Source organism: Mycobacterium sp. ITM-2016-00316 (assembly GCF_002968335.2).
Classification (GTDB): Bacteria; Actinomycetota; Actinomycetes; order Mycobacteriales; family Mycobacteriaceae; genus Mycobacterium.
Genome location: NZ_CP134398.1, coordinates 2,641,365 through 2,666,799, shown reverse-complemented (window position 1 = coordinate 2,666,799; position 25,435 = coordinate 2,641,365). Strand labels below are relative to the sequence as shown.

Annotated in this window: 21 protein-coding genes; 2 read left to right on the top strand and 19 right to left on the bottom strand. The window is 68.1% G+C overall.

All coding sequences use genetic code 11. The annotated features are described in order from the left end of the window. Position 1: 1 nt before the first annotated feature. The 13 genes from ppc to C6A86_RS12820 all read right to left on the bottom strand — a co-directional run bounded on the left by ppc (position 2) and on the right by C6A86_RS12820 (position 15,052). The gene (gene ppc, locus C6A86_RS12880) at positions 2-2,797 is read right to left on the bottom strand and encodes a phosphoenolpyruvate carboxylase (RefSeq protein ID WP_105365089.1); all 2,796 of its coding nucleotides are present in this window, start codon (positions 2,795-2,797) and stop codon (positions 2-4) included. 115 nt (positions 2,798-2,912) lie between these two features. Continuing rightward, complete coding sequence (locus C6A86_RS12875; protein ID WP_311101172.1) at positions 2,913-3,257, bottom strand: hypothetical protein; 345 nt, start codon at positions 3,255-3,257, stop codon at positions 2,913-2,915. Beyond that, on the bottom strand, positions 3,254-3,490 hold the full coding sequence (secG, locus tag C6A86_RS12870; protein WP_105365091.1) for a preprotein translocase subunit SecG: 237 nt from the start codon (positions 3,488-3,490) through the stop codon (positions 3,254-3,256). Before secG ends, C6A86_RS12875 begins: the two co-directional genes overlap by 4 nt. A gap of 48 nt (positions 3,491-3,538) precedes the next feature. Continuing rightward, entirely contained in the window at positions 3,539-4,324 is a 786-nt protein-coding gene (tpiA, locus tag C6A86_RS12865; RefSeq protein WP_105365092.1) for a triose-phosphate isomerase, read from the bottom strand. A 1-nt stretch (position 4,325) separates the two neighbouring features. Beyond that, positions 4,326-5,549 (bottom strand): phosphoglycerate kinase, encoded by a 1,224-nt coding sequence (locus C6A86_RS12860; protein WP_105365093.1) that lies wholly within the window; start codon positions 5,547-5,549, stop codon positions 4,326-4,328. 32 nt (positions 5,550-5,581) lie between these two features. Next, positions 5,582-6,604, bottom strand: a complete 1,023-nt coding sequence (gap, locus tag C6A86_RS12855; RefSeq protein ID WP_105365094.1) for a type I glyceraldehyde-3-phosphate dehydrogenase — start codon at positions 6,602-6,604, stop codon at positions 5,582-5,584. A gap of 87 nt (positions 6,605-6,691) precedes the next feature. Continuing rightward, positions 6,692-7,669, bottom strand: a complete 978-nt coding sequence (gene whiA / locus C6A86_RS12850; protein ID WP_105365106.1) for a DNA-binding protein WhiA — start codon at positions 7,667-7,669, stop codon at positions 6,692-6,694. Continuing rightward, on the bottom strand, positions 7,666-8,700 hold the full coding sequence (gene yvcK / locus C6A86_RS12845; protein ID WP_105365095.1) for a uridine diphosphate-N-acetylglucosamine-binding protein YvcK: 1,035 nt from the start codon (positions 8,698-8,700) through the stop codon (positions 7,666-7,668). The genes whiA and yvcK overlap by 4 nt, the downstream gene beginning before the upstream one ends. Beyond that, entirely contained in the window at positions 8,697-9,572 is an 876-nt protein-coding gene (rapZ, locus tag C6A86_RS12840; protein ID WP_105365096.1) for an RNase adapter RapZ, read from the bottom strand. Before rapZ ends, yvcK begins: the two co-directional genes overlap by 4 nt. Continuing rightward, complete coding sequence (gene uvrC / locus C6A86_RS12835; protein WP_105365097.1) at positions 9,569-11,677, bottom strand: excinuclease ABC subunit UvrC; 2,109 nt, start codon at positions 11,675-11,677, stop codon at positions 9,569-9,571. Before uvrC ends, rapZ begins: the two co-directional genes overlap by 4 nt. Positions 11,678-11,687: 10 nt before the next feature. After that, the gene (murD, locus tag C6A86_RS12830; RefSeq protein ID WP_105365098.1) at positions 11,688-12,977 is read right to left on the bottom strand and encodes a UDP-N-acetylmuramoyl-L-alanine--D-glutamate ligase; all 1,290 of its coding nucleotides are present in this window, start codon (positions 12,975-12,977) and stop codon (positions 11,688-11,690) included. Further along, positions 12,970-14,301 carry a hypothetical protein gene (locus C6A86_RS12825; protein ID WP_311101169.1) on the bottom strand — a complete coding sequence of 444 codons (1,332 nt, stop codon included), beginning with the start codon at positions 14,299-14,301 and terminating at the stop codon, positions 12,970-12,972. The genes murD and C6A86_RS12825 overlap by 8 nt, the downstream gene beginning before the upstream one ends. Then, on the bottom strand, positions 14,294-15,052 hold the full coding sequence (locus C6A86_RS12820; protein WP_105365100.1) for a hypothetical protein: 759 nt from the start codon (positions 15,050-15,052) through the stop codon (positions 14,294-14,296). Before C6A86_RS12820 ends, C6A86_RS12825 begins: the two co-directional genes overlap by 8 nt. A gap of 45 nt (positions 15,053-15,097) precedes the next feature. On the opposite strand from C6A86_RS12820, the gene C6A86_RS29190 reads away from it, so the two are divergent. Both C6A86_RS29190 and C6A86_RS29185 read left to right on the top strand, forming a co-directional pair. Further along, positions 15,098-15,343, top strand: coding sequence for a hypothetical protein (locus C6A86_RS29190; protein ID WP_396835171.1), 246 nt, complete (start codon positions 15,098-15,100; stop codon positions 15,341-15,343). Positions 15,344-15,362: 19 nt separating this feature from the next. After that, the gene (locus C6A86_RS29185) at positions 15,363-15,599 is read left to right on the top strand and encodes a GNAT family N-acetyltransferase (RefSeq protein ID WP_396835169.1); all 237 of its coding nucleotides are present in this window, start codon (positions 15,363-15,365) and stop codon (positions 15,597-15,599) included. Here the strand turns inward: C6A86_RS29185 and C6A86_RS12810 are convergent. The 6 genes from C6A86_RS12810 to C6A86_RS12785 all read right to left on the bottom strand — a co-directional run bounded on the left by C6A86_RS12810 (position 15,574) and on the right by C6A86_RS12785 (position 25,067). Then, positions 15,574-16,113, bottom strand: coding sequence for a PH domain-containing protein (locus C6A86_RS12810; protein ID WP_105365101.1), 540 nt, complete (start codon positions 16,111-16,113; stop codon positions 15,574-15,576). The two genes, C6A86_RS29185 and C6A86_RS12810, sit on opposite strands and share 26 nt — an antisense overlap. Beyond that, positions 16,110-16,589, bottom strand: a complete 480-nt coding sequence (ribH, locus tag C6A86_RS12805) for a 6,7-dimethyl-8-ribityllumazine synthase (protein ID WP_105365102.1) — start codon at positions 16,587-16,589, stop codon at positions 16,110-16,112. Before ribH ends, C6A86_RS12810 begins: the two co-directional genes overlap by 4 nt. Beyond that, positions 16,586-17,857 carry a bifunctional 3,4-dihydroxy-2-butanone-4-phosphate synthase/GTP cyclohydrolase II gene (locus C6A86_RS12800; protein ID WP_105365103.1) on the bottom strand — a complete coding sequence of 424 codons (1,272 nt, stop codon included), beginning with the start codon at positions 17,855-17,857 and terminating at the stop codon, positions 16,586-16,588. The genes ribH and C6A86_RS12800 overlap by 4 nt, the downstream gene beginning before the upstream one ends. Before the next feature lie 153 nt (positions 17,858-18,010). After that, a complete protein-coding gene (locus tag C6A86_RS12795) occupies positions 18,011-19,639 on the bottom strand; it encodes a hypothetical protein (protein WP_311101167.1) in 1,629 nt (542 codons plus the stop codon). Between the two features lie 81 nt (positions 19,640-19,720). Beyond that, complete coding sequence (locus C6A86_RS12790) at positions 19,721-20,386, bottom strand: hypothetical protein (protein WP_105362591.1); 666 nt, start codon at positions 20,384-20,386, stop codon at positions 19,721-19,723. Positions 20,387-20,429: 43 nt separating this feature from the next. Further along, positions 20,430-25,067 carry an Ig-like domain-containing protein gene (locus C6A86_RS12785; RefSeq protein ID WP_105362590.1) on the bottom strand — a complete coding sequence of 1,546 codons (4,638 nt, stop codon included), beginning with the start codon at positions 25,065-25,067 and terminating at the stop codon, positions 20,430-20,432. Positions 25,068-25,435: the final 368 nt, after the last annotated feature.

Below are 25,435 nucleotides of genomic sequence, written 5' to 3'. Positions count from 1 at the left end.
CTCAGCCGGAGTTTCGCAGCGCGCTGGCCAGCCCGCTCATGGTCAGCAGGATGCCACGCTGCACGAGTTCGTCCTCGTCACCGGACCGGAACCGGCGCAGCAGTTCGACCTGCAGGTGGTTCAGCGGCTCCAGGTAGGGGAACCGGTTGAACACCGACCGGGCCAGCGCCGGGTTGTCGGCCAGCAGGTCATCCTGGCCGGTGATCAGCCCGTGGATCCGCACCGTGCGCTCGTGTTCGGCAACGATCTTGTCGAACACCCGGGCCCGCAGATCCTCGTCGGCAACCAGTTCGGCATATCGGGCGGCCAGGCCGAGATCCGATTTTGCCAGCACCTGAGCCATATTGGACAGCACCGTCCGGAAGAACGGCCAGCGCTCATACAGGTCGCGCAGCGTGTCCAGCTTGGCGTCGTCGCCGGCGATGTACTCCTCGAACGCGGTACCGGTGCCGTACCAGCCGGGCAGCATCACCCTCGACTGGCTCCAGGCCAGCACCCAGGGAATCGCCCGCAGATCCGAGATGGCGGTGGTGGGTTTGCGCGAGGTCGGGCGACTGCCGATGTTGAGCGCCCCGATCTCACTGACCGGTGTCGATTCCTTGAAGTACTGCACGAATCCCGGTGTCTCATGCACCAGTTCGGCATAGGCCCGCTGCGCCCGCGCGGCCAGGTCGTCGAGCACCGTGTAGGCACTCTCCGCGAAGTCCCCCAGCCCCTCGGTATCGAGCAGGGTGGATTCCAGGGTCGCCGCCAGCAGGGTCTCCAGGTTGCGATGCGCGATCCTCGGCTCGGCGTACTTGGCGGCGATCACCTCACCCTGTTCGGTGATCCGCAACGACCCCTTCACCGCACCGGGCGGCTGCGCCAGGATCGCGTCATAGCTGGGTCCACCACCGCGCCCCACGGTGCCGCCGCGACCATGGAAGAGCCGCAACCGGATTCCGGTCTTGCGCGCCGATTCGACCAATTCCAGTTCGGCCCGGTACAGCGCCCAGTTCGCCGCCAGGTAGCCGCCGTCCTTGTTGGAGTCCGAATAGCCCAGCATCACTTCCTGATGACCGTGGCGCGCGGCGACCGCCGCCGCGTAGACCGGTACGTCCAGGGCGGCTTCCAGGATCGCGGATCCGCGCTGCAGATCGTCGATCGTCTCGAACAGTGGCACGATGCCCACGGGTGCGTAGGGTGCGTCGCCCGAGACGTCCAGCAGGCCGGCCTCCTTGAGCAGTACCGCCGCCTCCAGCATGTCCGACACCGATTGGCACATCGAGATGATGTAGTTCGGAACCGCCTCGCGCCCGAACACCTTCACCGCGCGCGCCGCCGCCGTCACGATGCCCAGTTCCTTCGCGGCCAGCTCCGACAGATCGGCGCCGGGACCGATCAGCGGACGCCGCGTGCCGATCTCGGCGGCCAGCAGCGTCACCCGCTCATCTTCGGGCAGCGAGGCGTAATCGGGATGGACGCCGGCCCAGGCCAGCAGCTCCGCGATCACCTGTTCGTGCACCTCGGAGTTCTGCCGCATATCGAGCCCGGAAAGGTGAAAACCGAAGACCCGCACCGCTTCCCGCAACCGGCCCAGCCGATCGTCGGCGAGCACCGCGGAGCCGTTGGCGCGCAGCGATGCGTCGACGGCGTCGAGATCGACGAGCAGCTGGGTGGGCGTGTCGTAGGCCGGCAGCCCCAGATCGAGTCCGTGTTCGGGCCGGCGGTCCAGGATCTGCGCGGCGGTGGCGGTGAGCCGGGCGTGGATGACCCGCAGCGCGCGCCGGTAGGGCTCATCACTGCGGGCGGGCTCGGCGCAGGCGCCGGCCAGCGCCTCCACATCGGCGCTTACCTGCACCAGCCGCGCCGACATCGACAGCTCCTCCTCCAGCGTGGTGATCTCGCCGAAGTAATGGGTGAACGCCGTGAACGCGGCCCGTCCGGTGGCCAGCCGCACCACCTCGGCGGTCACGTTCGGGTTGCCGTCGCGGTCACCACCGATCCAGGAGCCGGGCCGCAGGATCGGCTCGGCCAGCAGCGCCGTATCCGGGAACCTCTCCTGCAGCGCGGTGCGGACCTCGGCGTTCACCCGCGGGATGACCTCGAGGAAGGCGGCCGGGTAGTAGCGCAGCCCGGTCTCGATTTCGTCGGAGATCTTCAGCCGGGACAGCCGGACCAGGGCGGTCTGCCACAACGTGAGGATGTGCCTGCGCAGTTCGGTCTCGATATCGCGGCCGGTATCGGTGCGGGTATGCCCGTGTAGGCGCAGCCGCATCAATTCGGTGATGTGGTGTTGGGTGTCGAACACGGTGCGGCGACGGGTCTCGGTCGGGTGTGCGGTGATCACCGGCGACACCAGTGCACCGGTCAGTGCGTCGGCGACCGCGGCGGCGTCGAGCTGTGCGTCGTCGAGCTTGCGGTAGGTGGCGGCCAAACTGCTGTCCTGCGGCGGTTCCCCGGCGGCCTCGTGCACCGCTCTGCGCCGTTCCCGGTGAATGTCCTCGGCCACGTTGGCCAGCAAGGCGAAATGGGTGAACGCCCGGATCACCGGGATGGCCTGGTGCACGTCGATATCGCGGAACAGCCCGGCGAGCTCGCCGCGGTCGATCTCGGAGCGCCGCACCCGGAAGGACTCCACCCGGGCCCGTTCCACCAGATCGAACACCGCATCGCCGTTCTGGTCGCGGACGGTGTCGCCCAGGATCGCGCCGAGCAACCGGATGTCCTCGCGCATCGGCTCGGTGGCTTCACGTCCGACCTGCGTGCGATGTACCGATCCCATGGGGGCGAGCGCAATGTCAGTACCGTCAGCCATCCACCGATTATCGACGCCGGCCGGCGTGCCCGCAGAACGAGGGGTGATCAGAGGATGATCAACAGCATCAGCAGGCTCACCACGACGCTGACCGCCAGCACCACCAGGATCGGGATCAGCCCGCGGTAGCGCTGCGGGGCGGGCCCAGTGAGCCTTTACCGAGGGTCCACAACGGTGGTTTGTACTCGACCTCGGTCCACTGCCCGGCGGCCACGTCCGCGTCATAATCGGCGGGGCCCATCCGGGCGGGTACCAGGTAACGCAGATGCACGTGAATCCGGTAGCGCCCCGGCGGTGCGGGAATGCTGTTGCGGCCCTGGCGCGGTGCGGGTAACGGCCGGCCGTTCACGATGATCACCGGTGGCGCCAGCCGCGCCCACGACACCGGCAACGGCGGTGACTTCAGGGTGAGGATCACACCCTCACCCGGCTGCGGTCCATGCCACTGTGGGTCGGTCAAACGTTGTACTTGATGCGCAGCGCCATACCGACGATCGACACCAGCCAGATGCCGATGACGAAAAGCGTCAGGCGGTCCAGGTTCTTCTCCACCACGGTCGAACCGGACAGGCTGGACTGCACGCCACCACCGAAGAGTGTCGAGAGACCGCCGCCCTTGGCCCGGTGCAGCAGCACGAGCAGCACCACCAGGAGACTGGTGATGATCAGCACGATCTGCAGCGCGAGTTCCATGCCGCAGAGTTTACCGGGTGCGATTCCGTCTTTCCGGAGCGACCCGCGTTACGGCAGCGGCCCCCCGGCAGCGATCGCGGACAGGGTGGCGAACTGCTCGCCATCCAGCGAGGCGCCACCGACCAGCGCACCGTCCACATCGGTCTGGCCGACGATCTCGCCGACGTTCTTGGCGTTGACCGATCCGCCGTAGAGCACCCGCACACCGGCGGCGATCTCCTTCGAGGACAGCGCAGCCAATTCCGTTCTGATGGCCGCACACACCTCCTGAGCATCCGAGGCACTGGCCACCCGGCCGGTGCCGATCGCCCACACCGGCTCGTAGGCGATCACCACCTGCTTGATCTGCTCGGCGGACAACCCGGCCAGCGAGCCGCGCAACGAATTGACGTTGAACTCGACGTGATCGCCGGCCTCACGCACGTCCAGCTGCTCACCGATGCAGACGATCGGGGTGAGCCCGTGCTTGAGCGCGGCCAGCGCCTTGGCCGCCACCAGCGCGTCATCCTCGTGGTGGTAGGTGCGACGCTCGGAATGCCCGACGACGGCGAAGGTGACACCCAGCTTGGCCAGGAACGCGCCACTGATCTCACCGGTGTAGGCACCGGAATCATGTCGGGAGACATCCTGGGCCCCGTAGGTCAGCCGCAACTTGTCCCCGTCCACCAGGGTCTGCACACTGCGCAGATCGGTGAACGGCGGGATGACGGTGACATCGACCTTGTCGAAGTACTTGTCCGGCAACGCGAATGCGATTTTCTGCACCAGCGCGATGGCCTCGAAATGATTGAGGTTCATCTTCCAGTTGCCGGCGATCAGCGGCTTACGTGCCATGTCAGGACTCCAGGACGTCTATGCCGGGCAGGGTTTTGCCCTCGAGGTATTCCAGCGACGCGCCGCCGCCGGTCGAGATGTGTGAGAAGCCGTCCTCGGGCAGGCCGAGCTGACGCACCGCGGCAGCCGAGTCACCGCCGCCGACGACGCTGAACGCGCCCTTGCCGGTGGCACCGATGATCGCCTCGGCGACACCCTTGGTACCCGCGGCGAAGGCCGGGAACTCGAACACACCCATCGGGCCGTTCCAGAACACCGTCTTGGCGTTGGACAGCAGCGCGGTAAAGCGCTTGACCGACTCGGGGCCGATGTCCAGGCCCATTTTCCCGTCCGGGATCTTGTCGGCAGCCACCGTCTCGTGCGGCGAATCGGCGGCGAACCCGTCGGCCACCTCGATGTCCACCGGCAGGTGGATGACATCGCCGTAGGTTTCCAGCAGCTTCTTGCAGGTGTCGATCATCTCCACCTGACACAGCGAGTCGCCCACCGAAAGCCCTTGCGCGGCAAGGAAGGTGTAGCACATGCCGCCGCCGATGACGATGCTGTCGGCCTTGGTCGCCAGGTTCTCGATGACCGCGAGCTTGTCGGACACCTTGGAACCGCCGAGCACCACCGCGTAGGGCCGCTCGGACGAGCTGGTCAGCTGCTCGAGCACCTTCACCTCGGTGGCGACCAGCGTCCCCGCGTAATGCGGCAGCAGGGTGGCGACGTCGAACACCGAGGCCTGCTTGCGGTGCACCACGCCGAAACCGTCGGAGACGAAGGCACCCGGCGAACCGTCGGCGCCCTCGACCAGTCCGGCCAGCGCCGTGGCCAGCGCCCGGCGTTCGGCGTCGTCCTTGCTGGTCTCGCGCGCGTCGAAACGGATGTTCTCCAGCAACAGCACATCGCCTTCGGTGAGGCCCTCGGCACGCGCCAAGGCGTCGGTGCCGACCACGTCACCGGCGAGCTGGACGTGGCGTCCCAGCTGTTCGGACAGCGCCGCGGCCACCGGGGCCAGCGAGAACTTCGGGTCCGGCTCGCCCTTGGGGCGGCCGAGGTGAGCGGTCACGACGACCTTGGCACCGGCCTCGGCCAGCGCCTTCAGCGTCGGCACCGAGGCGATGATGCGGCCGGGATCGGTGATGGCACCGGTGTCGTCGAGAGGGACGTTCAGGTCGGAGCGCACGAGCACGCCCCGACCTTCGACACCCCCGGCCAACAGGTCGGAAAGTGTTGCAACCACTGTTTCTCTTTCCCGTCGCTTCGCTCGCCCGACTAGAGCGACTTGCCCACCAGCGCAACCAGATCCACCAGGCGGTTCGAGTAGCCCCACTCGTTGTCGTACCAGGAGACGACCTTGGCCTGGTTGTCGATGACCTTGGTCAGGCCCGAGTCGAACAGTGAGCTGTGCGGGTCGGTGACGATATCGCTGGACACGATCGGCGCGTCGTAGTACTTGAGGATGCCCTTGAGCTTGCCCTCGGCGGCGGCCTTCATGGCGGCGTTGATCTCGTCGGCGGTGGCCGACTTCTTCAGCTCGGCGGTGAGGTCGGTGACCGAACCCGTGGGGATCGGCACCCGCAGCGCGTAGCCGTCCAGCTTGCCCTTGAGTTCGGGGAGCACCAGGCCGATGGCCTTGGCCGCACCGGTGGAGGTGGGCACGATGTTGATGGCGGCGGCGCGGGCGCGACGCAGGTCGCTGTGCGGGCCGTCCTGCAGGTTCTGATCCTGGGTGTAGGCGTGGATCGTGGTCATCAGGCCCTTGACGATGCCGAACTCGTCGTTGAGCACCTTGGCCAGCGGGCCCAGGCAGTTCGTGGTGCACGAGGCGTTGGAGATGATGTTCTGGCTGCCGTCGTACTTGTCGTCGTTGACGCCGAGCACGATGGTGATGTCCTCATCGCTGGCGGGCGCGGAGATGATGACCTTCTTGGCGCCGGCGTCCAGGTGCCCCTGCGCCTTGTCACGCTTGGTGAAGATGCCGGTGGACTCCACGACGATGTCGACTCCCAGGTCGCCCCAGGGCAGCGCCGCCGGGCCTTCCTTGACCTCGAGCGCCTTGATCTTGGTGTCGCCGACGACGATGGTGTCCTCACCCTCCAGGGTGACGTCGTAGGGCAGCCGGCCCAGGATCGAGTCGAACTTCAGCAGATGCGCCAGGGAGGCGTTCGAGGTCAGGTCGTTGACCGCGATGATCTCGATGTCGGTGTTCTTGCCAGCGGTCTTCTGCGCATCGAGGGCGCGGAAGAAGTTGCGCCCGATGCGGCCGAAGCCGTTGACGCCTACCCGAATGGTCACAGTGTCTCTCCTAGATCGTCGAGGGAAATCGCGGTGAACTGCTCGCAGGCCAGCCTAGTGGTGACGGCTTCAGCACGTGCACGCTGGTCAGGCGTCCTCAAGCAGATCGGGAGTGACCGCCGATTCGGTATCGGGGATCCCGTCCTGCTTGGCCTTGCGGTCGGCCATCGACAGCAATCGCCGAATCCGGCCTGCCACCGCGTCTTTGGTCATCGGCGGCTCGGCCAGCCGGCCCAGCTCCTCCAGCGAGGCCTGCCGGTGCTCGACCCGCAACCGCCCGGCCTGCGCCAGATGGTCCGGGACGGTGTCACCGAGGATGTTCAGCGCCCGCTCCACGCGGGCCGCGGCGGCGACCGCCGCCCGCGCCGAGCGCCGCAGGTTGGCGTCGTCGAAATTGGCCAGCCGGTTGGCTGTCGCCCGGACCTCGCGCCGCATCCGGCGTTCCTCCCAGGTGAGCCGGGTGTCCTGGGCGCCCATCCTGGTCAGCAGGGCCCCGATCGCCTCACCGTCGCGCACCACCACCCGGTCGCTGCCTCGCACCTCGCGGGCCTTGGCGCTGATGCCGAGCCGGCGCGCCGCGCCGACCAGTGCCAGCGCCGCCTCCGGACCCGGGCAGCTGACCTCCAGCGCCGACGAACGCCCGGGCTCGGTGAGCGAACCGTGCGCCAAAAATGCTCCCCGCCAAGCTGCCTCGGCATCGTTGACGCTGCCGCCGACCACCTGGGCGGGCAGCCCACGAACCGGGCGGCCGCGCAGATCGAGCAGCCCTGTTTGTCTCGCCAAGGCTTCACCATCTTTGGCAACCCGCACCACGTAGCGGGTGCTCTTGCGGATACCGCTGGCCGACAGCACGTGCACCACGGCGCTGTAGCCGTACAGATCGTGGATGTCTTTGCGCAGTCGGCGCGCAATGATGCCCAGGTCCACTTCGGCCTCGACAACGACCCGGCCGGCGACGATGTGCAGACCGCCGGCGAAGCGCAGCAGCGCCGACACCTCCGCGCGGCGCGCGCTGACCGAATTCACGACCAGGCGGCTCAGCTCGTCCTTGACCTCGGCCGTCATCGCCACGAGTCGTCCCCCCTCGGTCCGTTCACTGTCTGTTGTCCGTCCTGGTCCTGCTCACCGGGCGGGCCGGGCCCCCGGCCGCGCACTCGCACCCCTTCCAGCGCCGCTGCCAGCATCGACGGGTCGTGTAACTGTGTACCAGGTCGGGATACGGCGGCAAACTCCACGTTCGCGCCGAGCAGCGTGGCGGTTCGTGCCAGTTGTTCGCGCTCCCGGTCACTGGGAACCCGCGAGGCGTCGATGATGATGTCGTCCACCTGAAATCCGGGAGCGTGCTGGGCCAGGACGTGAATGTGACGTTCGGCGGAGAATCCTGCGGTCTCCCCTGGCTCGGCCGCCAGATTCAGCACCAGCGCCCGCCGCGCGGTGGTCGCGTTCAGTGCCGACGCCAACCCGGGAACGAGCACATGCGGGATCACACTGGTGAACCACGACCCGGGCCCCAGCACCACCAGATCGGCGGCCATGATCGCGTCGACCGCCTGCCGGGTCGCGGGCGGATCGCCCGGGAGCAGCCGTACCCGGCGCACCTGGCCCACCGTGGTCGCGACGGCGACCTGCCCGCGGATCACCCGGAACATCCGCGGATCGGACTCCAGCCCCGCCACATCCGCCTCGATCTGCAGCGCCAGCGGGCACATCGGCAGCACCCGGCCCTTGAGGTCCAGGATGCGACCCAGTTCGTCGAGCGCGGCCACCGGATCGGCGAGCACCTCGCTGAGCCCGGCGAGCAGTAGGTTGCCGATCGGGTGACCGGCCAATGCGCCGCTTCCGCCGAAACGGTGCTGGATGATCGTCGCCCACAGCCGTCCGTGTGGTGAATCAGAGGCCAACGCGGCCAGGGCCATTCGCAGATCACCGGGCGGCACGACATCGAGTTCGCTGCGCAGCCGTCCCGAGGAGCCACCGTCGTCGGCAACGGTCACGACGGCGGTGACGTGCGGGGTGAGCCGGCGGGCCGCCGACAGCGTCGCGTACAGGCCGTGGCCGCCACCGAGCGCGACGACGCGCGTGGGACCGGCCGTCATTCGCGACCCAGATCCCGGTGCAGCGCCCGCACCGTCAGATGATCATCGGCTTCCAGCCGGCCGGCCAGCGCCTCGGCGATGGCGACACTGCGGTGTTTGCCGCCGGTGCAGCCGATGGCGACCGTCATATACCGCTTCCCTTCCCGGCGGTAGCCCTCGATCACCACCCCCAGCAGCCGATGATAGGTATCGAGGAATTCCGCGGCACCGTCCTGACCGAGCACGAAGTCGCGCACCGCCGGATGCTGTCCGGTGTGCGGGCGCAAATCGTCCACCCAGTGCGGGTTGGGCAGGAACCGGACATCCATGACGGTGTCGGCGTCCATCGGCAGCCCGTACTTGTAACCGAAGGACTCCACGGTGACATTGGTGTGCGCGACCGCCTCGCTGCCGAAGGCGCGTTCGATGCTCTCCCGCAGCGCGGGCACCGCAAGCGTCGTGGTGTCGATGACCAGGTCGGCCACCGCGCGCACCGGGGCCAGCATGGCTCGCTCGGCGGTAATGCCTTCGGCCAGAGTCTGATTGCCCTGCAACGGGTGGCTACGGCGGTTCTGCTCGTAGCGGCGCACCAGGATCTCGTCGGCCGCTTCCATGAACAGCACCCGGGGCCGGATACCGCGGGTGGCCAGCTCGTTGCGCACCGAATCCAGGTCACCGGTGAAACCGCGCGACCGCACGTCCATCACCAGGGCCAGCTGGGTGATGCGGGAACCGGCGGCCAGACCCAGGTCGACCATCCGCGCGATCAGTTCGGGTGGCAGGTTGTCGGCGACGTACCAGCCGAGGTCTTCGAGCACTTTGGCGGCGGTGCCGCGGCCGGCGCCCGACAATCCGGTGACCAGGACGACTTCGATGCCTGATTCCTCGCTCATTCGCTGGTCTGCCACTCCGATTTCTGTTCTGAGTTCTTCTCGGCTGGTCGTTCGGTCGGTTGGTCCTCGGCTCGATCATCGTGCAAAAGCGGCCCGGGCGTGTCCGAATCGATGGGCGTGTCCATCTCATCACCTACCGCCGCGGATGCCGCAACCCCCAACGCTTCCAGCACCGCCTTTGCCGTGGCGACGCCGATACCGGGCACCGTGGTGATCTCCTCGACGCTGGCCGCGCGCAACCGCGACACCGAACCGAAGTGCGTCACCAACGCCTTTCGCCGGTGCTCCCCCAATCCTCGCACCGAATCCAGCGCCGAGGCGGTCATCCGCTTGGACCGCTTGCTGCGATGGAAGGTGATCGCGAAGCGGTGGGCTTCGTCACGGATGCGCTGCAACAGGTAGAGCCCCTCGCTGGTACGCGGGAAGATCACCGGGTCCGCCGACGGACCGGGCACCCAGACCTCTTCCAGGCGCTTGGCCAACCCGATCACGGCGACATCGGTCACCCCGAGATCCCGCAGCGCGGCGGCCGCGGCGTTCACCTGCGGGGCGCCGCCGTCGACGACGTAGAGGTTGGGCGGGTAGGCGAATCTTCGCGACTTGCCCTCGGCCACCATCGGCTGTTCGGCATCGGCGACGTGCCGGGCGAACCGGCGCCGGGTGACCTCGGCAATGGACGCGACGTCATCGGAGCGGCCGTCGCCCGCGGCCTCCCGGATCGCGTAGTGCCGATAGTCGGATTTGCGCGGCAGACCGTCCTCGAAGACCACCAGCGAGGCCACCACATCTGTGCCCTGGACATGGCTGATGTCGACACATTCGATCCGCAGCGGCGCATCGGCGAGATCCAGCGTTTCCTGGATGTTCTGCAGCGCTTCGGATCTGGCGTTGAAGTCACCGGCCCGCTTGAGTTTGTGCTGCGCCAGCGCGTCCTGGGCGTTGCGCTGTACCGTCTCGGCCAGCGTCCGCTTGTCACCGCGCACCGGCACCCGAAGGTCCACCCGGGACCCACGCAGCCCGCTCAGCCAGTCGGTCAGTTGCTCGGCGTTCTCGGGAAGCACCGGCACCAGCACCTGTTTGGGCACCGGGTTGGTCGCCTCGTCCTGCGGGCCACCGACGGACCCGAGTTCGGCCTGATCGCCGTAGAACTGGGTGAGGAACTGCTCGACCAGACGCGCCTTGCCCGAATCCTCTGGCTCTGAGCCCTTTTCGGCCGTCTCCGGCTCCGTGGCCTTCTCGACCACCCACCCGCGCTGCCCGCGCACCCGCCCGCCGCGCACGTGGAACACCTGGACCGCCGCCTCCAGGTCGTCATCGGCGAAGGCCACCACATCGGCGTCGGTACCGTCGCCGAACACCACGGTCTGCTTTTCCAGCGCGCGCTTGAGCGCGCCGATGTCGTCTCGCAACCGGGCCGCCCGCTCGAAGTCGAGTTCCTCGGCCGCGGCGTTCATCTGCCGTTCCATATCGCGGACCAGCCGGTCGGTCTTGCCGGCCAGGAAGTCGCAGAAGTCCAGCACGATCTGCCGGTGCTGTTCGGCGCTCACCCGCCCGATGCACGGCGCCGAACACTTGTCGATGTAACCGAGCAGGCAGGGCCGGTCGATCTGCCTGTGCCGCTTGAACACTCCGGCCGAGCAGGTGCGCGCCGGGAACACCCGGGTCAGCAGATCCAGGGTCTCCCGGATGGCCCAGGCATGGGAGTACGGCCCGAAATAGCGCACCCCCTTGCGCCGCGGCCCGCGATAGACGAACAGCCGGGGGTACTCCTCGTTGAGCGTCACCGCGAGCACCGGGTAGGACTTGTCGTCGCGGTAGCGGATGTTGAACCGGGGATCGAACTCCTTGATCCAGTTGTATTCCAACTGCAGCGCCTCGACCTCGGTGGACACCACGGTCCACTCGACGCTGCCCGCCGTCATCACCATCTGACGGGTGCGCGGCGCCAGGCCGGAGATATCGGCGAAGTAGGAGTTGAGGCGGCTGCGCAGGCTCTTGGCCTTGCCGACGTAGACCACCCGGCCGTGCGGATCACGGAACCGGTAGACCCCGGGTTCGACGGGAATCGAACCCGGCGCGGGCCGGTAGGTTGCTGGATCGGGCACGGGGTCCAGGTTAGAGCGTGTCTATGACGTCGATATACCCGCAGTACACGGCGGCTTTTTCTTCGTAGTTGCGGAAGATGTCGTAGCTTGCGGCGCCCGGGGACAGCAGCACCACGTCGACGCCGGGGACCGCCGCGGCCACCCGGACCGCGTCTTGCAGGCTGTCCACGCGGTGCGTGCGGTCGGGATGCGCCGCGGCGAAACCGGTACCGATACGCGCACCGTTGGTCGGGCCCTGGATGAGGGTGACCCGGCGCCGGCGGCTGCACAGGTACGCGTCGAGTTGCCGGTAATCCAACGCCCGGTCCATGCCGCCGACGATCAGCGCGATCTCCTCATCGGACCGCATGGCGCTCAGCGCGGCCACCACCGCTTCCCCGGTGGTCGCCAGCGTGTCGTCGATCCAGCGGATCCCACCGGTGCGCCGGACGGTCTGCAGCCGGTGCGGCAGACCGCTGAACGTGGCGGCCGCGGCATCCACCTCCGCCTCGGTCACCGGGCGTCCGAGCACCTGCTCGGCGGCCAGCGCCGCCAGTGCGGCGTTGACGGTGTTGTGCGCGTAGGACAGCACCGAATCCCCCGCCGGCGTCCTGACCGCAGCGGGGTCCAGTGCACGCAGCGGGGGAAGATCCGAGATGCCGATGCGCCGAAGTGCCTCGACGACAGCGGGTGTCGTGACGAGGCAGCGCGTGGCGGCGCCGAACACATGGGATTTCGCCTCGTAGTAGGCGGTGATGTCGCCGTGGAAGTCCAGATGATCCTGGAACAGGTTGGTGATCACCGCCACCGCGGGCGGCGTGCGCAACAATGCGCACTGCTGACTCGACAGCTCGGCCACCACCCACTCGCCTGCGGCCGGGTCTAGGTCCGACAGCGGTGTGCCGATATTGCCCGCCGCCACCGCGGGCACGCCCAGCCCTGCCAACAGATGCGCCAGGAACGCGGCGGTGGTGCTCTTGCCCTTGGTACCGGTGATCCCCACGGTGCGGGCGCCGTGGCGCGCCATGAACCAGTCGGCGGCATTCGACACCACCGGCCCGGTGTCACGCATCTGCGCGAACACCGGGTGCCGCCAGGGCACGCCGGGGCTGACGAACACGATATCGGTGTCGCGCAACCGTTCCGGGGCCTTGGGACCGCTGCTGACCGTCAGATTGGGGATGCCGGGCACGACGATGCCGGCGCGATCGTCGACCGCGATGATGCGGGCGGCCCCCTGCGCGGCGGCGGTACGGGCCATGGACAGCCCCTCCTTGCCCAGCCCCCAGATTCCGACGACCCGTCCGGCCAGCTCAGTCATCGACCGGCTTCGTATCGAGCAGGTTGGCATACCGCTCGGGCACATGATGTTCGGCCGGCGAAGGATCCGGGTCGACAGCGACCACCGCCAGTTGCGCGCGGTGCTCGGCGAAATCGTCGACCAGTTCCAGGCCCTGCCACTGCGGGTCGTCGATCACCGCGAGCATGGACTGGGCCGCCTCGTGGTACTCCCCAACACATTCGAACGGTTTGTGCACGCCGATACCGAGGATGTCGGCCATGCCGTCCCGGTTCCCGTTGTCGGCGAACAGGTTGCGGCCGAAGATCTTCTCCAGCGTGGGCCGGCCCAGTCGCGGCGCCAGCAGCACGAAGACGAACTGGCACTTCGGGCAGTGCCCACACCAGGAACTGGCACGCCGGCTCGGATCCAGCGCGAACAGCCGGTTGCAGCTCGTGAAAACGCCGAAATACTCTCCGCTGGTGGCGAACCGGTCGGCGATCTGGGATTCCGACAGCCCGCGCAGCAGCGAGAAGTAGCGATCCGGGTTGAATCCGTGGCGCGCCAGGGTGTCCCGCAGCAGCGTCTCGTACGCCAGGCTCTTGGACCACTGGTGGTTGATATCGCGGCCGAGCCACTCGACATTGCCGACGTTGGAGGACCGCTCGTTGGACAGCACCACCGGACCGAAACCGTGGGCGTCGGCCACGATCAAGCCGATCACACTGTTGATCGCGGTCACCGGCACATGCCCGTTGTAGGCGCCCTCGGCGTTGGCCCGGATGAGCCGGCGGTCGATGCTGCGGCGCACGTGCACACTGCTGAGACCGCTCACCTCGATGCACCGATCGATGGGGTCATACCGGTTGACACTGAACAACATCGGCGCCACGCCGTGCCGACGGAACGCCTCGATGCTGACCACCGAGTCCTTTCCGCCGCCGACGGGAACCAGCGGGGTTGCCGCCGGATCCCAAGCGTCACCGTCGCGGGGCCGGTCGGTCGCCACCGGACCGTCGATCTCGGGGGTCAGCGCATCGGGCAGCTGGTTGGTGTACGCGAACTCACCCAGACCGCCCTCGATGAGCGCGCTCAGGTAACGCTTCTCGAAATCGTGTGTGGGGAAAGCGATCTCGATGCGGGGCGGGGCGGCCGCCTTGTAGTAGCTCAGCGAGCAGGTGAGCGTCAGCAGACGGGCCAGCAACGGGTCCGGCGCGGCGCCGATGTCACCGAAATCGATCACCTCGGTGAAGCTGACCGGGTCCGGACCGCGCAGCGTGTAGTGCAGCTTGAGCCGGCCGTCAACCCAGTCGTTGCCGTCGATCACCAAGGCGTCGAAGGATTCCGGACGGAATGACTCACTCATTCGGCGCCACCTCGAATCGACGGGCGCCGATGGCGCTGACGGGATGGGTCTCGAAACGCGGTGACACCCAGTGGGCACGTGCAGCGCCGGAGACCGGGACGGGCGCATCCGAGTAGCGCACGCCGTCCAGCAGACCGGCGGCCCGCAGCAACTCCAGTCTGTCCGCGCCGGTGCCGACGGCCCCGCCGGCGGTGTCGAAGACCAACGCGCCCAGTCGCGGAGGGTGCACCAGGTCGCCGTCGGCGAAAACCTCGTCGGCGTAACCGGCGGCCCGCAACTCGCGTTCGGCGAGATCGGCCTCGGCCTGACTGCCGGTGCGCCCCGCCATCCGACGCCAGTGTGGCATCGGCTCGTCGGACGGGCCCGATGTGATGTTCAGCACCACCGGCTCGTTCCGGACCGGGTCGATCACCGATGCGGACACCACGAACCGGGACTGCCCGTCGACCTCGGCGACCATCACCCGCGCCGCCAGCGTGACCGGCCCGTGCCGGGCGGTCGCCTCGTCGAGGAAGCCCGTCACGGTGTCACGCAGCGCGGTGACCGGCGGGATGTCGATGCCGAAGAAGCGGGCCGTTTCGTCCAGTCGCGCCCAGATGAGCCCGGTGTCGGCCTCGCGGCCACTGACCAGCGGCACGGTGAGCGCCGGTTGGGTGCCCAGCGCCGCAACCAGGGCGGGTGCGCAGACGAGTGGCGCGTCGCTTTCGGCGATGCCGCCGGCCGACGTCGACACGAATTCCAAGGTACTCATCGACTTGCCGATCCTACCGCAGCCAGCAGCGGCGATACTGATGCGATGGGGATGGCGCAGGCGCGGATAGCGCGGCTGACGGAGACGGACTGGCGGGCCTTCGCGGGCGTGCGGCTTCGCGCCCTCACCGACTCGCTGGGCGCCGAGGACCCGCAGTACCGGCACGAGTCCACCTTCACCGCGGCGCAGTGGCGCCGCCGGCTGCGCGCCCACGCGCAGTTCGCCGCCGTCGTCGACGGCCGGCCGGTCGGCCTGATCGGCGCGCAACGCCAGAGCCCGGAGGCGGTGTAAACGCCAGAGCCCGGAGGCGGTGTATCTGTACTCGCTGTGGCTGGATCCCGCGGCCCGCGGGCGCGGACTGGGGCGCACGCTGGTCGCCGAGGCGGTGGATTGGGCCCGCAATCAGCGGGTGCAACGGGTGACGCTGCGGGTGCACGCCGCCAACGAGGCGGCACGCGCCGTCTACGACAGTCTGGGGTTCACCGTCAGTGCCGGCGACACTGCCGGGACCGTCGGTGAGATCACGATGATGCTGAATGTGAATTGAGGTCGGGGCGGTAGCGATCCATCAGCGCTCGCAACCGGTCCATCGCCTGCACCGCGCGGTCCTTGTCGACCGCCTGGATCGCCATGATCGCGGTGTACTCGTCATCGGGCAGGTCGACTCTGGCCCACCGCGCGCCCACCGGGAAGGACACGTCAACCACCTCGGACCACGGGATCAGCTTGTACGCCACTGCATTGCGCACCGAAATTCCCGCCGCTCCCGCGCGCAGCCGCGGGCGGGCCAGCAACAGGGTCACACCCGCGATGGTGATCCCGACCAGTGCGATGCCGACCTGGTCTGCGGTGCGGAACACCACACCGCTGGAACCGACCTTCAGCAGGAAACCGACACCGATGTGGGCGGCCGCAATCAGGAAAGCCGCCCCGTAGACGAAGTACGGCGTCAGGTGCGGCCGGACCTCCAGCTCCCATGGGGCATTCCCCGGGTCGCTGTGCTCCCCGCCGGAGCCTTTCCCCGGGTCGCTCCGCTCCTGCCCGCCGGAGTCCTGGCTCATGACGCCAGGTCGCGCAGCACCAGTGCGGTCGACAGGGCCGCGGCGGCGGCCTGGGCGCCCTTGTCCTCGCTGGAACGCGGCAGTCCGGCGCGGTCGAACGCCTGCTGCTCGGTATTGGTGGTCAGCACCCCGTTGGCCACCGGCGTCGCGAGATCCAGCGACACCCGGGTGAGCCCCTGGGTGACCGCGTCACAGACATAGTCGAAATGCGGTGTCTCGCCGCGGATCACCACACCGAGGGCCACCACCGCGTCGTACTTGCCGGCCAGCGCCTGCGCGACGACCGGGATCTCGATCGCGCCGTGCACGCGCACCACGGCGGGATCGGTCACGCCCAGCCGTTTGGCCGCCCGCAACGCCCCGTCGAGCAGGGCGTCGCAGATCTGCGCGTGCCAGGTGCTCACGACGATGCCCAGCGACACCGAGGAGGCGTCGATATCGGGCAGGTCGGGGACCGCCCCGCCCGCGCCGCTCATCGGGCGCCACCGAGTTCGCCGGGGGCCACCTCGTCGTAATCCTCGAGGCCGGTCAGGTCATGGCCCATCCGGTCGCGCTTGGTCATCAGGTAGCGGATGTTCTCGGCGTTGGCACGCACCGGCAACGGCACCCGCTCGGTGATGTGCAGGCCGTAGCCGTCCAGCCCGACGCGCTTGGCCGGGTTGTTGGTGAGCAGACGCATCGACCGCACACCGAGGTCGACCAGGATCTGTGCACCGATACCGTAGTCACGCGAATCGGCGGGCAGCCCCAGCTCCAGGTTGGCGTCCACGGTGTCTGCACCCGCATCCTGCAGCTGGTAGGCCTGCAGCTTGTGCAGCAGGCCGATCCCCCGGCCCTCGTGGCCGCGCATGTACAGCACGATCCCACGGCCTTCCTGGGCCACCATGGCCATCGCGGCGTCCAGTTGCGGACCGCAGTCGCAGCGGCGTGACCCGAACACATCGCCGGTCAGGCATTCGGAATGCACCCGGACCAGGACGTCGTGACCGTCGAACTCCGGTCCGGAGATGTCCCCACGCACCAGGGCGACGTGTTCGACATCCTCGTAGATCGACGTGTAGCCGACCGCCCGGAACTCGCCGTGCCGGGTCGGAATCCGAGCCTCGGCGATCCGCTCGATGTGCTTTTCGTGCTTGCGGCGCCATTCGATGAGATCGGCGATGGAGATGAGCGCCAGGTCATGATCGTCGGCGAAGACCCGCAGCTCATCGGTCTGCGCCATGGCGCCTTCGTCCTTCTGGCTGACGATCTCGCAGATGGCGCCCGCCGGCTGCAGACCGGCCAGGCGGGCCAGGTCGACCGCGGCCTCGGTGTGCCCGGGGCGACGGAGCACGCCGCCGTCCTTGGCTCGCAGCGGCACCACGTGGCCGGGTTTGGTGAAATCTTCGGCGATGGCCGCCGGGTCGGCGAGCGCGCGCATGGTGGTGGCGCGGTCGGAGGCCGAGATACCGGTGCCGACGCCCTTCTTGGCATCGACGGTGACCGTGTACGCGGTGCCGTGCTTGTCCTGGTTCACCGCGTACATCGGCAGCAACCCGAGCCGGTCGCAGACCGCCCCGTCCAGCGGCACACACAGATAACCGGAGGTGTAGCGGACCATGAACGCGACCAGCTCAGGGGTGGCCTTCTCGGCCGCGAAGATCAGATCGCCCTCGTTCTCGCGGTCCTCGTCGTCGATGACCACGACTGCCTTGCCCGCCGCGATGTCGGCCACCGCCCGTTCGACGGAATCCAGCCTTGTCATCCTGTGCCACCTTCATCAGATTCGTGAGCGTCGACCTGCGCGCACGCGCGCGGGTAGCCCGGTGCCATCAGTATGAACCACGGGACCTCAACAGTTATTGCCCGCCGGTCCCGGAGAGCACCGGCGGGCAATCGAGCGGGGGTTCTGGGCGATCTAGAACAGGTATTCCGCGATCACGGCCGCGGGGGTCCCGTCGGCCTTGAGGTGCCCGTCGTAGAAGGTGATCGTGAATCTCTCGCTGGGGTACCAGGTGCCTGCCCGTACCGATGTCGATTCGTAGTGCACAGTGAACGCGCCGACCCGGTTGCGGCTCACCGACACCACGCCGGTGGGGTTGCGCTGGGTGATGCTGTAGGTGATGTCGTCACCGTCGACGTCGACGACGCTGGTGGTCCAGTCGCCGGTCCGCAGGCCACGGGTGCGGCCACTGCCGCCGGTCGTGCCCTGTGTCGGGGTGTTGTTGTACGGGTGCAGCTGCACCGTCACCAGAACCGGGGTGCGGCGCCCGTCGGCGTGTTCGGCGAGGACGGAGAAGGTATCGGCCTTGTCGGCGGCCAGCGCATCGACCGCGGCGGCGCCGTGCCCCACCCCGAGGTTCTGCGCGCTGGAATAGGTGAAGGTGCCGTCCGCGGCGATGTAGGCCGAGCTGCCCTTGGTCGACAGCACCGTGCCGCTGGTGAAGCGTTCGGCGCCGGGAGCGGCGATCATGCCCCTGGTGGTCTGGTCGCCCATACCGTTGACCGCCGACTCGAACACCACCACCGTGGCAGCCACCGGGGCGACGGTCGTCAGCGGCGGGCACACCGCCACGACCGCCACGGTGATCGAGCGGCCGTAGTCGTCGGTGCCGACGATGGTGAAGCTGTCGGCGGCGGTGATGCCGTGTCCGAGCCCGGGGGTCCGCGTGTAGACGTAGGCGCCGTTGCGGTCCACCTGCACGGTGCCCTTGCGGGGACCGGTGCCCACGCGGAACGACAGCGGACCGTCCTCGCTGACCGCCAGCCTGCCGCACTGGACATCGGGGGCGGTGCTGACGGTTTCCACACCGATCGTCAGGTGCGCCAACGGATTCACCGTCACGTCGGCGGAACCGCCGAGGGTGTTGGTCACCGTCACCGTGAACGTGTCGGTGTCCAGGCCCGCGATGGTGGCCTGCGAGATCGTCGGGACGAAGACGAAATGGCCGGTGACCGGATCCAACTGCACCAGCCCGCCCTTGCGCGAGTATGCCGATTCGTCGGTGGAGCCGGCGGGGTTCGATGAGTTCGCCAGGCTGTACACGAGGGTGCCCCCGTCGCGAGCGGCGCCCTGGATATGGCCGGTGACAACGCCATTGGCATCCGGAAGCCCCAGGATCGGAGCACCGACCGGCGGTACCTCGGCGGTGAGGATCTCCACCGTCACCGGCACATCGGTGGCGCCACCGTACAGATCGGTGACGGTGACACCGAAGGTGTCCACCCTGTCGTCCAGATCGGCACTCGACGTGGCCAGCAGGCGCGCCTGATCCGACGGGGTGTAGCTGAACCGCCCGGACAGCGCGCCCACCGAGACCAGCCCACCCTTGGCGGTGGTGAACAGCACCGGGCCGTAGCTGAGCGCCCCGGTGTTACGGCTGATCACCGCGCCGGTCACCGTTCCGGTGGGCCGCTTGGGGTCACCGACCTCGGCGAAGGCGGTCGGCGGGGTGTCCGCGCGCACCACCATGTCCACCACGTGTGAATGCGTGGAAAACGTGGTGGGCGCCTCGAGGTGGGTGCCGACATCGGGTCCGAGGTTCACCGCGATCGACGAGTCGAAGCTGCCGCGGTGAATGTCATCGATGGTGATGGTGCAGGTCTCCTTCTATCAGCTGAATTCGGCTCAGTAGGTGTAGGTCCGGTCGGTGTGGGACCCGGACGGGTCCGTCACCCGCAGCACCACGCTGCCGGCCGGCCCCTTGTTGAAGTAACCGCCGCCGGAGGAGGTGAAGGTCAGGGTGTGGTCACCGGCCGGTCCGACGCTGAGCGCGGACGTGCCACCCGATGTCGACAGGATGGACACAGATCCGCCGTCGGTGGTGATCGGGGACCACTGCACCTCTTTGGCACCGAGCATGGTGTTGGTCTTCAGACCACCGCTGGGTTGTGCCGCACGGTCGGCGCAGGCCCGGCCGGCTCCTGCCGCCTCGCCGAGCGGGACGTGTGCGGCGAGGATCTCGACAACGACGTGCGCCTCGGCCCGGGAGCCGTGGGCGTCGACGACGTCGACGGTGAACGTGTCGACCTTGTCCCGGTAACTCGTACTCGTGCGGGAGACCTGCCGGGCCGCCACCGACGGGGTGTAGGTGAAGCGTCCGGTCCGGGGATCGACCGCGACGAGGCCACCCTTGGCGGTGCTGGACTGCTCCGGTCCGAAGCGCACCGCCCGGTCGCCCTGCTCGACGATCCGAACCGACCCGCGCACCAGAGCCGTCTGCTGGTCCGGCTCGCCGAGATCCACCCACGGCTCCACCGGGGCCGGACTGCGCGACAGGCCGTCGATCGTCATGGTGCGAATCCCTCGGGGGCGGTGCGCATCTCGGACGGCAGGCTTACCAGGTCTTCGTCACGGTGGACGGAGTGCCGGTGACGACGCCGTTGGCGGTGACGTAGTAGCCGTCGGTGACGGTGAGCCGGTCACCGCTCCACAGCGTGCTGGTGTACAGGCCCCGCCCACCGAAGGTGAAGCTGGACCCGTTGTGGCTGAAGGTCAGGGAGTCGCCGTCATCGTCATCGACGTTGATCCCGCTGACCGTGCCCAAGAACTTGCTGCCACCGGAGATGGTCGGCGTCTTGTTGATCGCGTAGATCGCCACCGACACCGAGTAGCTGGTGCTGCCGCCGAACCCGTCCACCGCGGTGGCCGTGAAGGTATCGGCGACCGCGCCGCCCGAAGCGCCGATCTTGGCCGCCCCGTGGTAGTACGAGAAGCCCTCGTTGATGGTGTAGGTGAAGGTGCCGTCGGCATTGACCGCCACCGTGCCGCCGTTGGCCGTGGAGAACGAGCCCGCCGTGAAGCTCACGGTGTCCCCGTCGGCGTCGGTGGCCTTCAACTTCCCGGTGGTGGTCTGCTTCAGGGTGCCGATGCCGAGGATCCGGTTGTCATCGATCGACGAACCGGTGAAGTCCGTGCTGCCGGCCACCGGTGCGGTGTTGGTGACCGTCGGGGTGACGTTCACCGTCGCGATGATCACCGAGTTGCCGTTGGCGTCGGTGGCCCTGATGGTGAACGTGTCGCCCGGGGTCTGGGTGTGCCCCAACGCACCGTTGCGGGTGTAGGTGAACGCACCCGTGGCCGTCACCGTGACCGTGCCCTTGGTCCCCTGGCCGCCCACGCTGTAGGTCAGGCCGGTGTTACCGGCCGTATTCAGCTGTCCGGTAACCACATTGGGTGTCGCGGTGTTCACGTTGGTGGTCGGTGACGGGGTGCCGAGCCCGGTCAGGCTGATGGTCGCCGTCGAGACGCCGCCGTGGCCGTCGTTGACCTGGACCTGGAACGAGTCCGTGCTCTGGCCCGCGGTCGGGATGTAGGTGAACGAGTTGCCGCTGAACCGGATGATGCCGCCGTTGGCGGTCGACGCGGTCCCGTTGCTTCCGCCGATCAGGGTGTAGGTCAGCGAGTCGTCGTCATCGTCGGAGCCGTTGATCGTGCCGCGCACCACACCGAGGGCATCGGTGGTCTTGCCGCCCACCGACACGCTCGAGGACGGTGCGTCATTCAGCTTCTCGATCGGGATGGACACCACGATGGTCGAGCTGGCGCCGAACGAGTCGGTGACCGTGATGCTGAAGGTGTCGTTGACAGCGTTGCCGGTGGCCCCGGTCGCCGCCGCGTCGTGGTAGTAGGAGCGGAACTTGCCGATGCGGTAGGTGAACGACCCGTCCTCCGACACGTACACCAGGCCGCCATTGTTGGTCGACTTCCCCAACGGTGTCGTTTGGTAGTCCAGCGCATCGCCGTCCGCGTCGACCGCGTTGATGTTGCCCTTGGTCTCCTGCCAGTACACGCCCAGCACGTTGGTCACATCGGACTCGGTGATGGTGGTTGATCCCGGGGCCGGGGCGGCGTTGGAGATGATCGGGGTGACGGTGACGGTGGCGACCGTGATGGTCAGCCCGTAGGCCGTGCCGATGATGTCGAAGGTGTCGCTGCTTCCGCCCACATGCCCGGTGGAGGTCCGGGTGTAGGTGTAGGTCACGCCGTCGAAGGTCACGGTGCCGTGGCTCGCGCCGCTCCCGGTGAACGAGCTGAACAGCCCGTTGTTGGCCGACGATCCCAGCCCGACCGTGCCTGTCACCACACCGGGCGCCCCGTTGGTCTTCGTCACGGTGACGCCGTCCAGCGACGGGGTCGGCGCGATGACGGCGCCCAGGCCGACGAGCACGTTCGTGGTTCCACCGCGGCCGTCGTCGACCGTGACGCTGAACGAGTCGTAGTAGCCGAGCGCTCCGCCGAGCCGCGGGACGTACACGTAGCTGCCGTCCGCGTTGACGTGGGCGATGCCGCCCCCGTCGGTATAGGCGGTGCTCGCGCCGTTGGAGCCGGTGATCGAGTACGTCAGCGGATCGCCGTCGAGGTTGATGACACCGGCGATCTGGCCGCGCACCACGCCGTTGCTGTCGGCGATGATGTTGGACGCCACACCGCCGGCCGGCGGCAGGTTCCACTGCGGAATCGTCACGGTGACCAGCACGTCGACACTGGCGCCTGCGGGATCGGTGACCGTGATGGTGAAGGTGTCGATCTTGTCGGAGGCCGACGCGCCGCTCGCACTCGCGGCGTTGCGCGCTTCGATCGAAGCGGTGTAGATGTAGTCGCCGGTCAATCCGCTCACCAGGACCGATCCCTTGTCGGTGGTGATGACGAGCGGTGTGTAGGTGTGGATGAGGTCATCGTCGGTGGTGACGATCGTGCCCGTCACCGTGCCGAGAAGGCTGCTGCCGCCGGTGTTCTGGTAAGTCGCCGACGGGGTCTGGTTGACCTGGGTCGAGAGCTGGACGAGGAACGTCGCACTGTCGCCGGAAAGCAGCCCACCGTCCCATGCGGTGATGGTCACCAGATCGGTGGTGATCGCCAGCGGCAGCGAGGCGGCGTGCGGGTTGTAGGGCGTGTAGGTGAAGGTGTAGGTCACCCCGTCCGCCGCGGGAGTCGGATCGACCGCGATGGTTCCCAGCAAGCCCAAACTGGTGAACGTCAAGGTGTCGCCGTTGTCATCGCGAACCTGGAACGTGCCGGTCAACACACCTGTGGTGTGGTCGGTGTTGGTGATGGTCGGAGTCGACTCGAAGACCGGCGCCACGTTGATCTGGGCGATGGTGACCGTGATCGACACCTGGACGGTGCCGCCGTGACCGTCGTCGGCCGTGACCGTAAAGGTGTCGGTCCCGCCCTGACCGCGGGCCTGCAAGGACGGCAGATAGGTGTAACCGAGCCCTGTCACCGTGACGAGGCCACCACGGTTGGTCGTCAGGATCCCGGGCGAGAAGGTGACGAGATCGTTGTCGTCATCATCGATGTCGAATCCACCGGCGATCAGGCCGGTCAGCGGATCGGAGATCGCGGGCGGATTGACGGTGACCGTGGGCGCGTTGTTGGCGCCCACGATATCGACGGTGACGACCGTCGGCAGCAGCGTGATGCCGCCGCGGCCGTCATTGGCCCAGATGCTGACGAGGTCCTTGTCCAGTCCGAGGGCCGCGGCCAGGTCGCTGGCCGCGGCGTGGCGGGCGGCGTCGTTCGGGGTGTAGGTGAACGTGCCGTCCTCGTTGCGCGTCACGGTGCCGAAAAGCGAGGTCGCCGTGTAGGTCAGCGGGTCACCGTCGGCATCGGTGGCTTGTGCGCTGATGGTGACCTTGCCGGTGGTCCCGTCGGTGCCCACCACGGTCGCCTGGCCGGGCGAGGTGAAGACGGGCAGGTTGTTGATGCCCAGACCCGGGTAACGGAAGGACACGGTGTAGAAGGCGTCGTTGCCCTCGGGGTTGATCGGGTGCTCCAGCATGCCGAGGCTGTCGTTCACCCGGACGGTGAAGGTGACGTCGGTGCCCTCGTTCAGGTCGGTCAGCGAGCTGGGGATGAAGCTGAAGGTGCCGTCCGGGCTCATGGTGATCAGGCCGTTGCCGGGCTGGCCGCTCAGGTCGACGGAGTAGACGAGCAGGTCACCGTCAGGATCGACGCTCTTGAGCTTCCAGGTCAGCGGCAGCGGGCCGGCCGAGATCGTCGGCTCGCCCGGCAGGTGGTTCGTGGCGACACGCTCGTAGCGGGCGTACGCGGCCGTCACGAGTACTAGGGCGCCGAAGGTGAACGGCGTGGGTTGACCCTGCCAGTAGGTGCCCTGCAGGCCGGCGAACAGGGTCATCACATAGCCGGCGGCAACCTGGGTCGGGCTGAGCAGCGGATCGGCGGCGTAGGGCGGGAAGATCTGGTCGACCCAGCTCGCGAGGCCGTTGATGATGCCCATCAGCGGCGCGAACGCCGGAATCACCGGCGGTTTGGGCACGATGTCGAGATCGATGTCGAGCAGCGCCGAGGCCAGTGCCGTCGGGGTCGGCGACGGGTCGGACCCCTTGAGCGACAGCGAGGAGGCCGATTGATCCGAGGACGGGATCTCGATGACGTCCACAACCGGGGTGGTGTCGGGGGTGTTCGGGGTCTCCACGACCTCGGGCTCCACGACGACGGGCTCCACGACGACGGGCTCCACGACGACCGGCTCGACGACCTCGGCTCCGGTCGAGCCGGTGCCCGTCCCGGTGACCGGCGGCGCGACTTCTTCACCCTCGCCGGCCTCATCGCCGTCTCCGGCGTCGGTTTCGGTTTCGGTTTCGGTTTCGGTTTCGGTTTCGGTGTCGGTTTCGACGCCTGTCTCGGCGACCTCGGACTCGTCGTCGACGTCCTCGCCCTCGGGGAGGGCGTCTTCTTCATCCTCTTCGGCGATTGCCGCCTGCGTGCGCAGCGAAGTCCCGTCGCCGGCGCCGGTCTTACCGGACTTCGCGGTCTTCGGTCCGGTCTTGGGTGCTGTGGCGTCGGAGGCGCCGCCCTTGTCTGCCGAGGGCCCGGTGGATGCGCCGTCGGAGGTGTCAGCTGTCGCGATGGCCGGCGCGGCGGTGACCGCGAGGCCGAGGAACGCGGCGACAGCGAATTCGCCGGTCCGGATCCGCCTCTTCGCTGACTTCTTCCGATGTGTCGCCATGTTGCTCCTCAACGTTCCACCGCTCGGCCGGGCAATCGTTGCCGTGACCGAGCGCACAGTCCTATTGACTGCGCCGTAAGTTAACACGGCCGTTAATAACTGGAAAGTGCAAACTGAGGAAATCCTGAGGTGATTTCGGCTGTGTCCACCGATTAGCCGACACGCGATCACCGGGCTTGGGTCGGGCCCCGGTGGGACGCCGGCGGCATAGCCGCCTACCAGCCCTATCTGCCAGCAACGATGCCGCGCCGCAAACGCCGCCGACGCCGCAAATCGGCCACGATTCCGTCTGTCATCGAGGTCGGCGCGGCCGCGGCGGCCCATCCCCTGCGCCGACACTTCCACCTGGACAAATGATGCCGGCCAAG

What these genes read in the sequence shown, in the direction of transcription:
- C6A86_RS29190 (WP_396835171.1), top strand. Translation starts at nt 15,098, where the DNA reads ATGGGGATGGCGCAGGCGCGGATAGCGCGGCTGACGGAGACGGACTGG.
- ppc (WP_105365089.1), bottom strand. Translation starts at nt 2,797, where the DNA reads ATGGCTGACGGTACTGACATTGCGCTCGCCCCCATGGGATCGGTACAT.
- C6A86_RS12825 (WP_311101169.1), bottom strand. Translation starts at nt 14,301, where the DNA reads ATGAGTGAGTCATTCCGTCCGGAATCCTTCGACGCCTTGGTGATCGAC.
- murD (WP_105365098.1), bottom strand. Translation starts at nt 12,977, where the DNA reads ATGACTGAGCTGGCCGGACGGGTCGTCGGAATCTGGGGGCTGGGCAAG.
- rapZ (WP_105365096.1), bottom strand. Translation starts at nt 9,572, where the DNA reads ATGAGCGAGGAATCAGGCATCGAAGTCGTCCTGGTCACCGGATTGTCG.
- C6A86_RS12785 (WP_105362590.1), bottom strand. Translation starts at nt 25,067, where the DNA reads ATGGCGACACATCGGAAGAAGTCAGCGAAGAGGCGGATCCGGACCGGC.
- ribH (WP_105365102.1), bottom strand. Translation starts at nt 16,589, where the DNA reads ATGAGCGGCGCGGGCGGGGCGGTCCCCGACCTGCCCGATATCGACGCC.
- C6A86_RS12800 (WP_105365103.1), bottom strand. Translation starts at nt 17,857, where the DNA reads ATGACAAGGCTGGATTCCGTCGAACGGGCGGTGGCCGACATCGCGGCG.
- tpiA (WP_105365092.1), bottom strand. Translation starts at nt 4,324, where the DNA reads ATGGCACGTAAGCCGCTGATCGCCGGCAACTGGAAGATGAACCTCAAT.
- secG (WP_105365091.1), bottom strand. Translation starts at nt 3,490, where the DNA reads ATGGAACTCGCGCTGCAGATCGTGCTGATCATCACCAGTCTCCTGGTG.
- C6A86_RS12790 (WP_105362591.1), bottom strand. Translation starts at nt 20,386, where the DNA reads ATGACGATCGACGGCCTGTCGCGCAGTCCGGCCCCGGTGGAGCCGTGG.
- C6A86_RS12820 (WP_105365100.1), bottom strand. Translation starts at nt 15,052, where the DNA reads ATGAGTACCTTGGAATTCGTGTCGACGTCGGCCGGCGGCATCGCCGAA.
- C6A86_RS12810 (WP_105365101.1), bottom strand. Translation starts at nt 16,113, where the DNA reads ATGAGCCAGGACTCCGGCGGGCAGGAGCGGAGCGACCCGGGGAAAGGC.
- whiA (WP_105365106.1), bottom strand. Translation starts at nt 7,669, where the DNA reads ATGACGGCCGAGGTCAAGGACGAGCTGAGCCGCCTGGTCGTGAATTCG.
- yvcK (WP_105365095.1), bottom strand. Translation starts at nt 8,700, where the DNA reads ATGACGGCCGGTCCCACGCGCGTCGTCGCGCTCGGTGGCGGCCACGGC.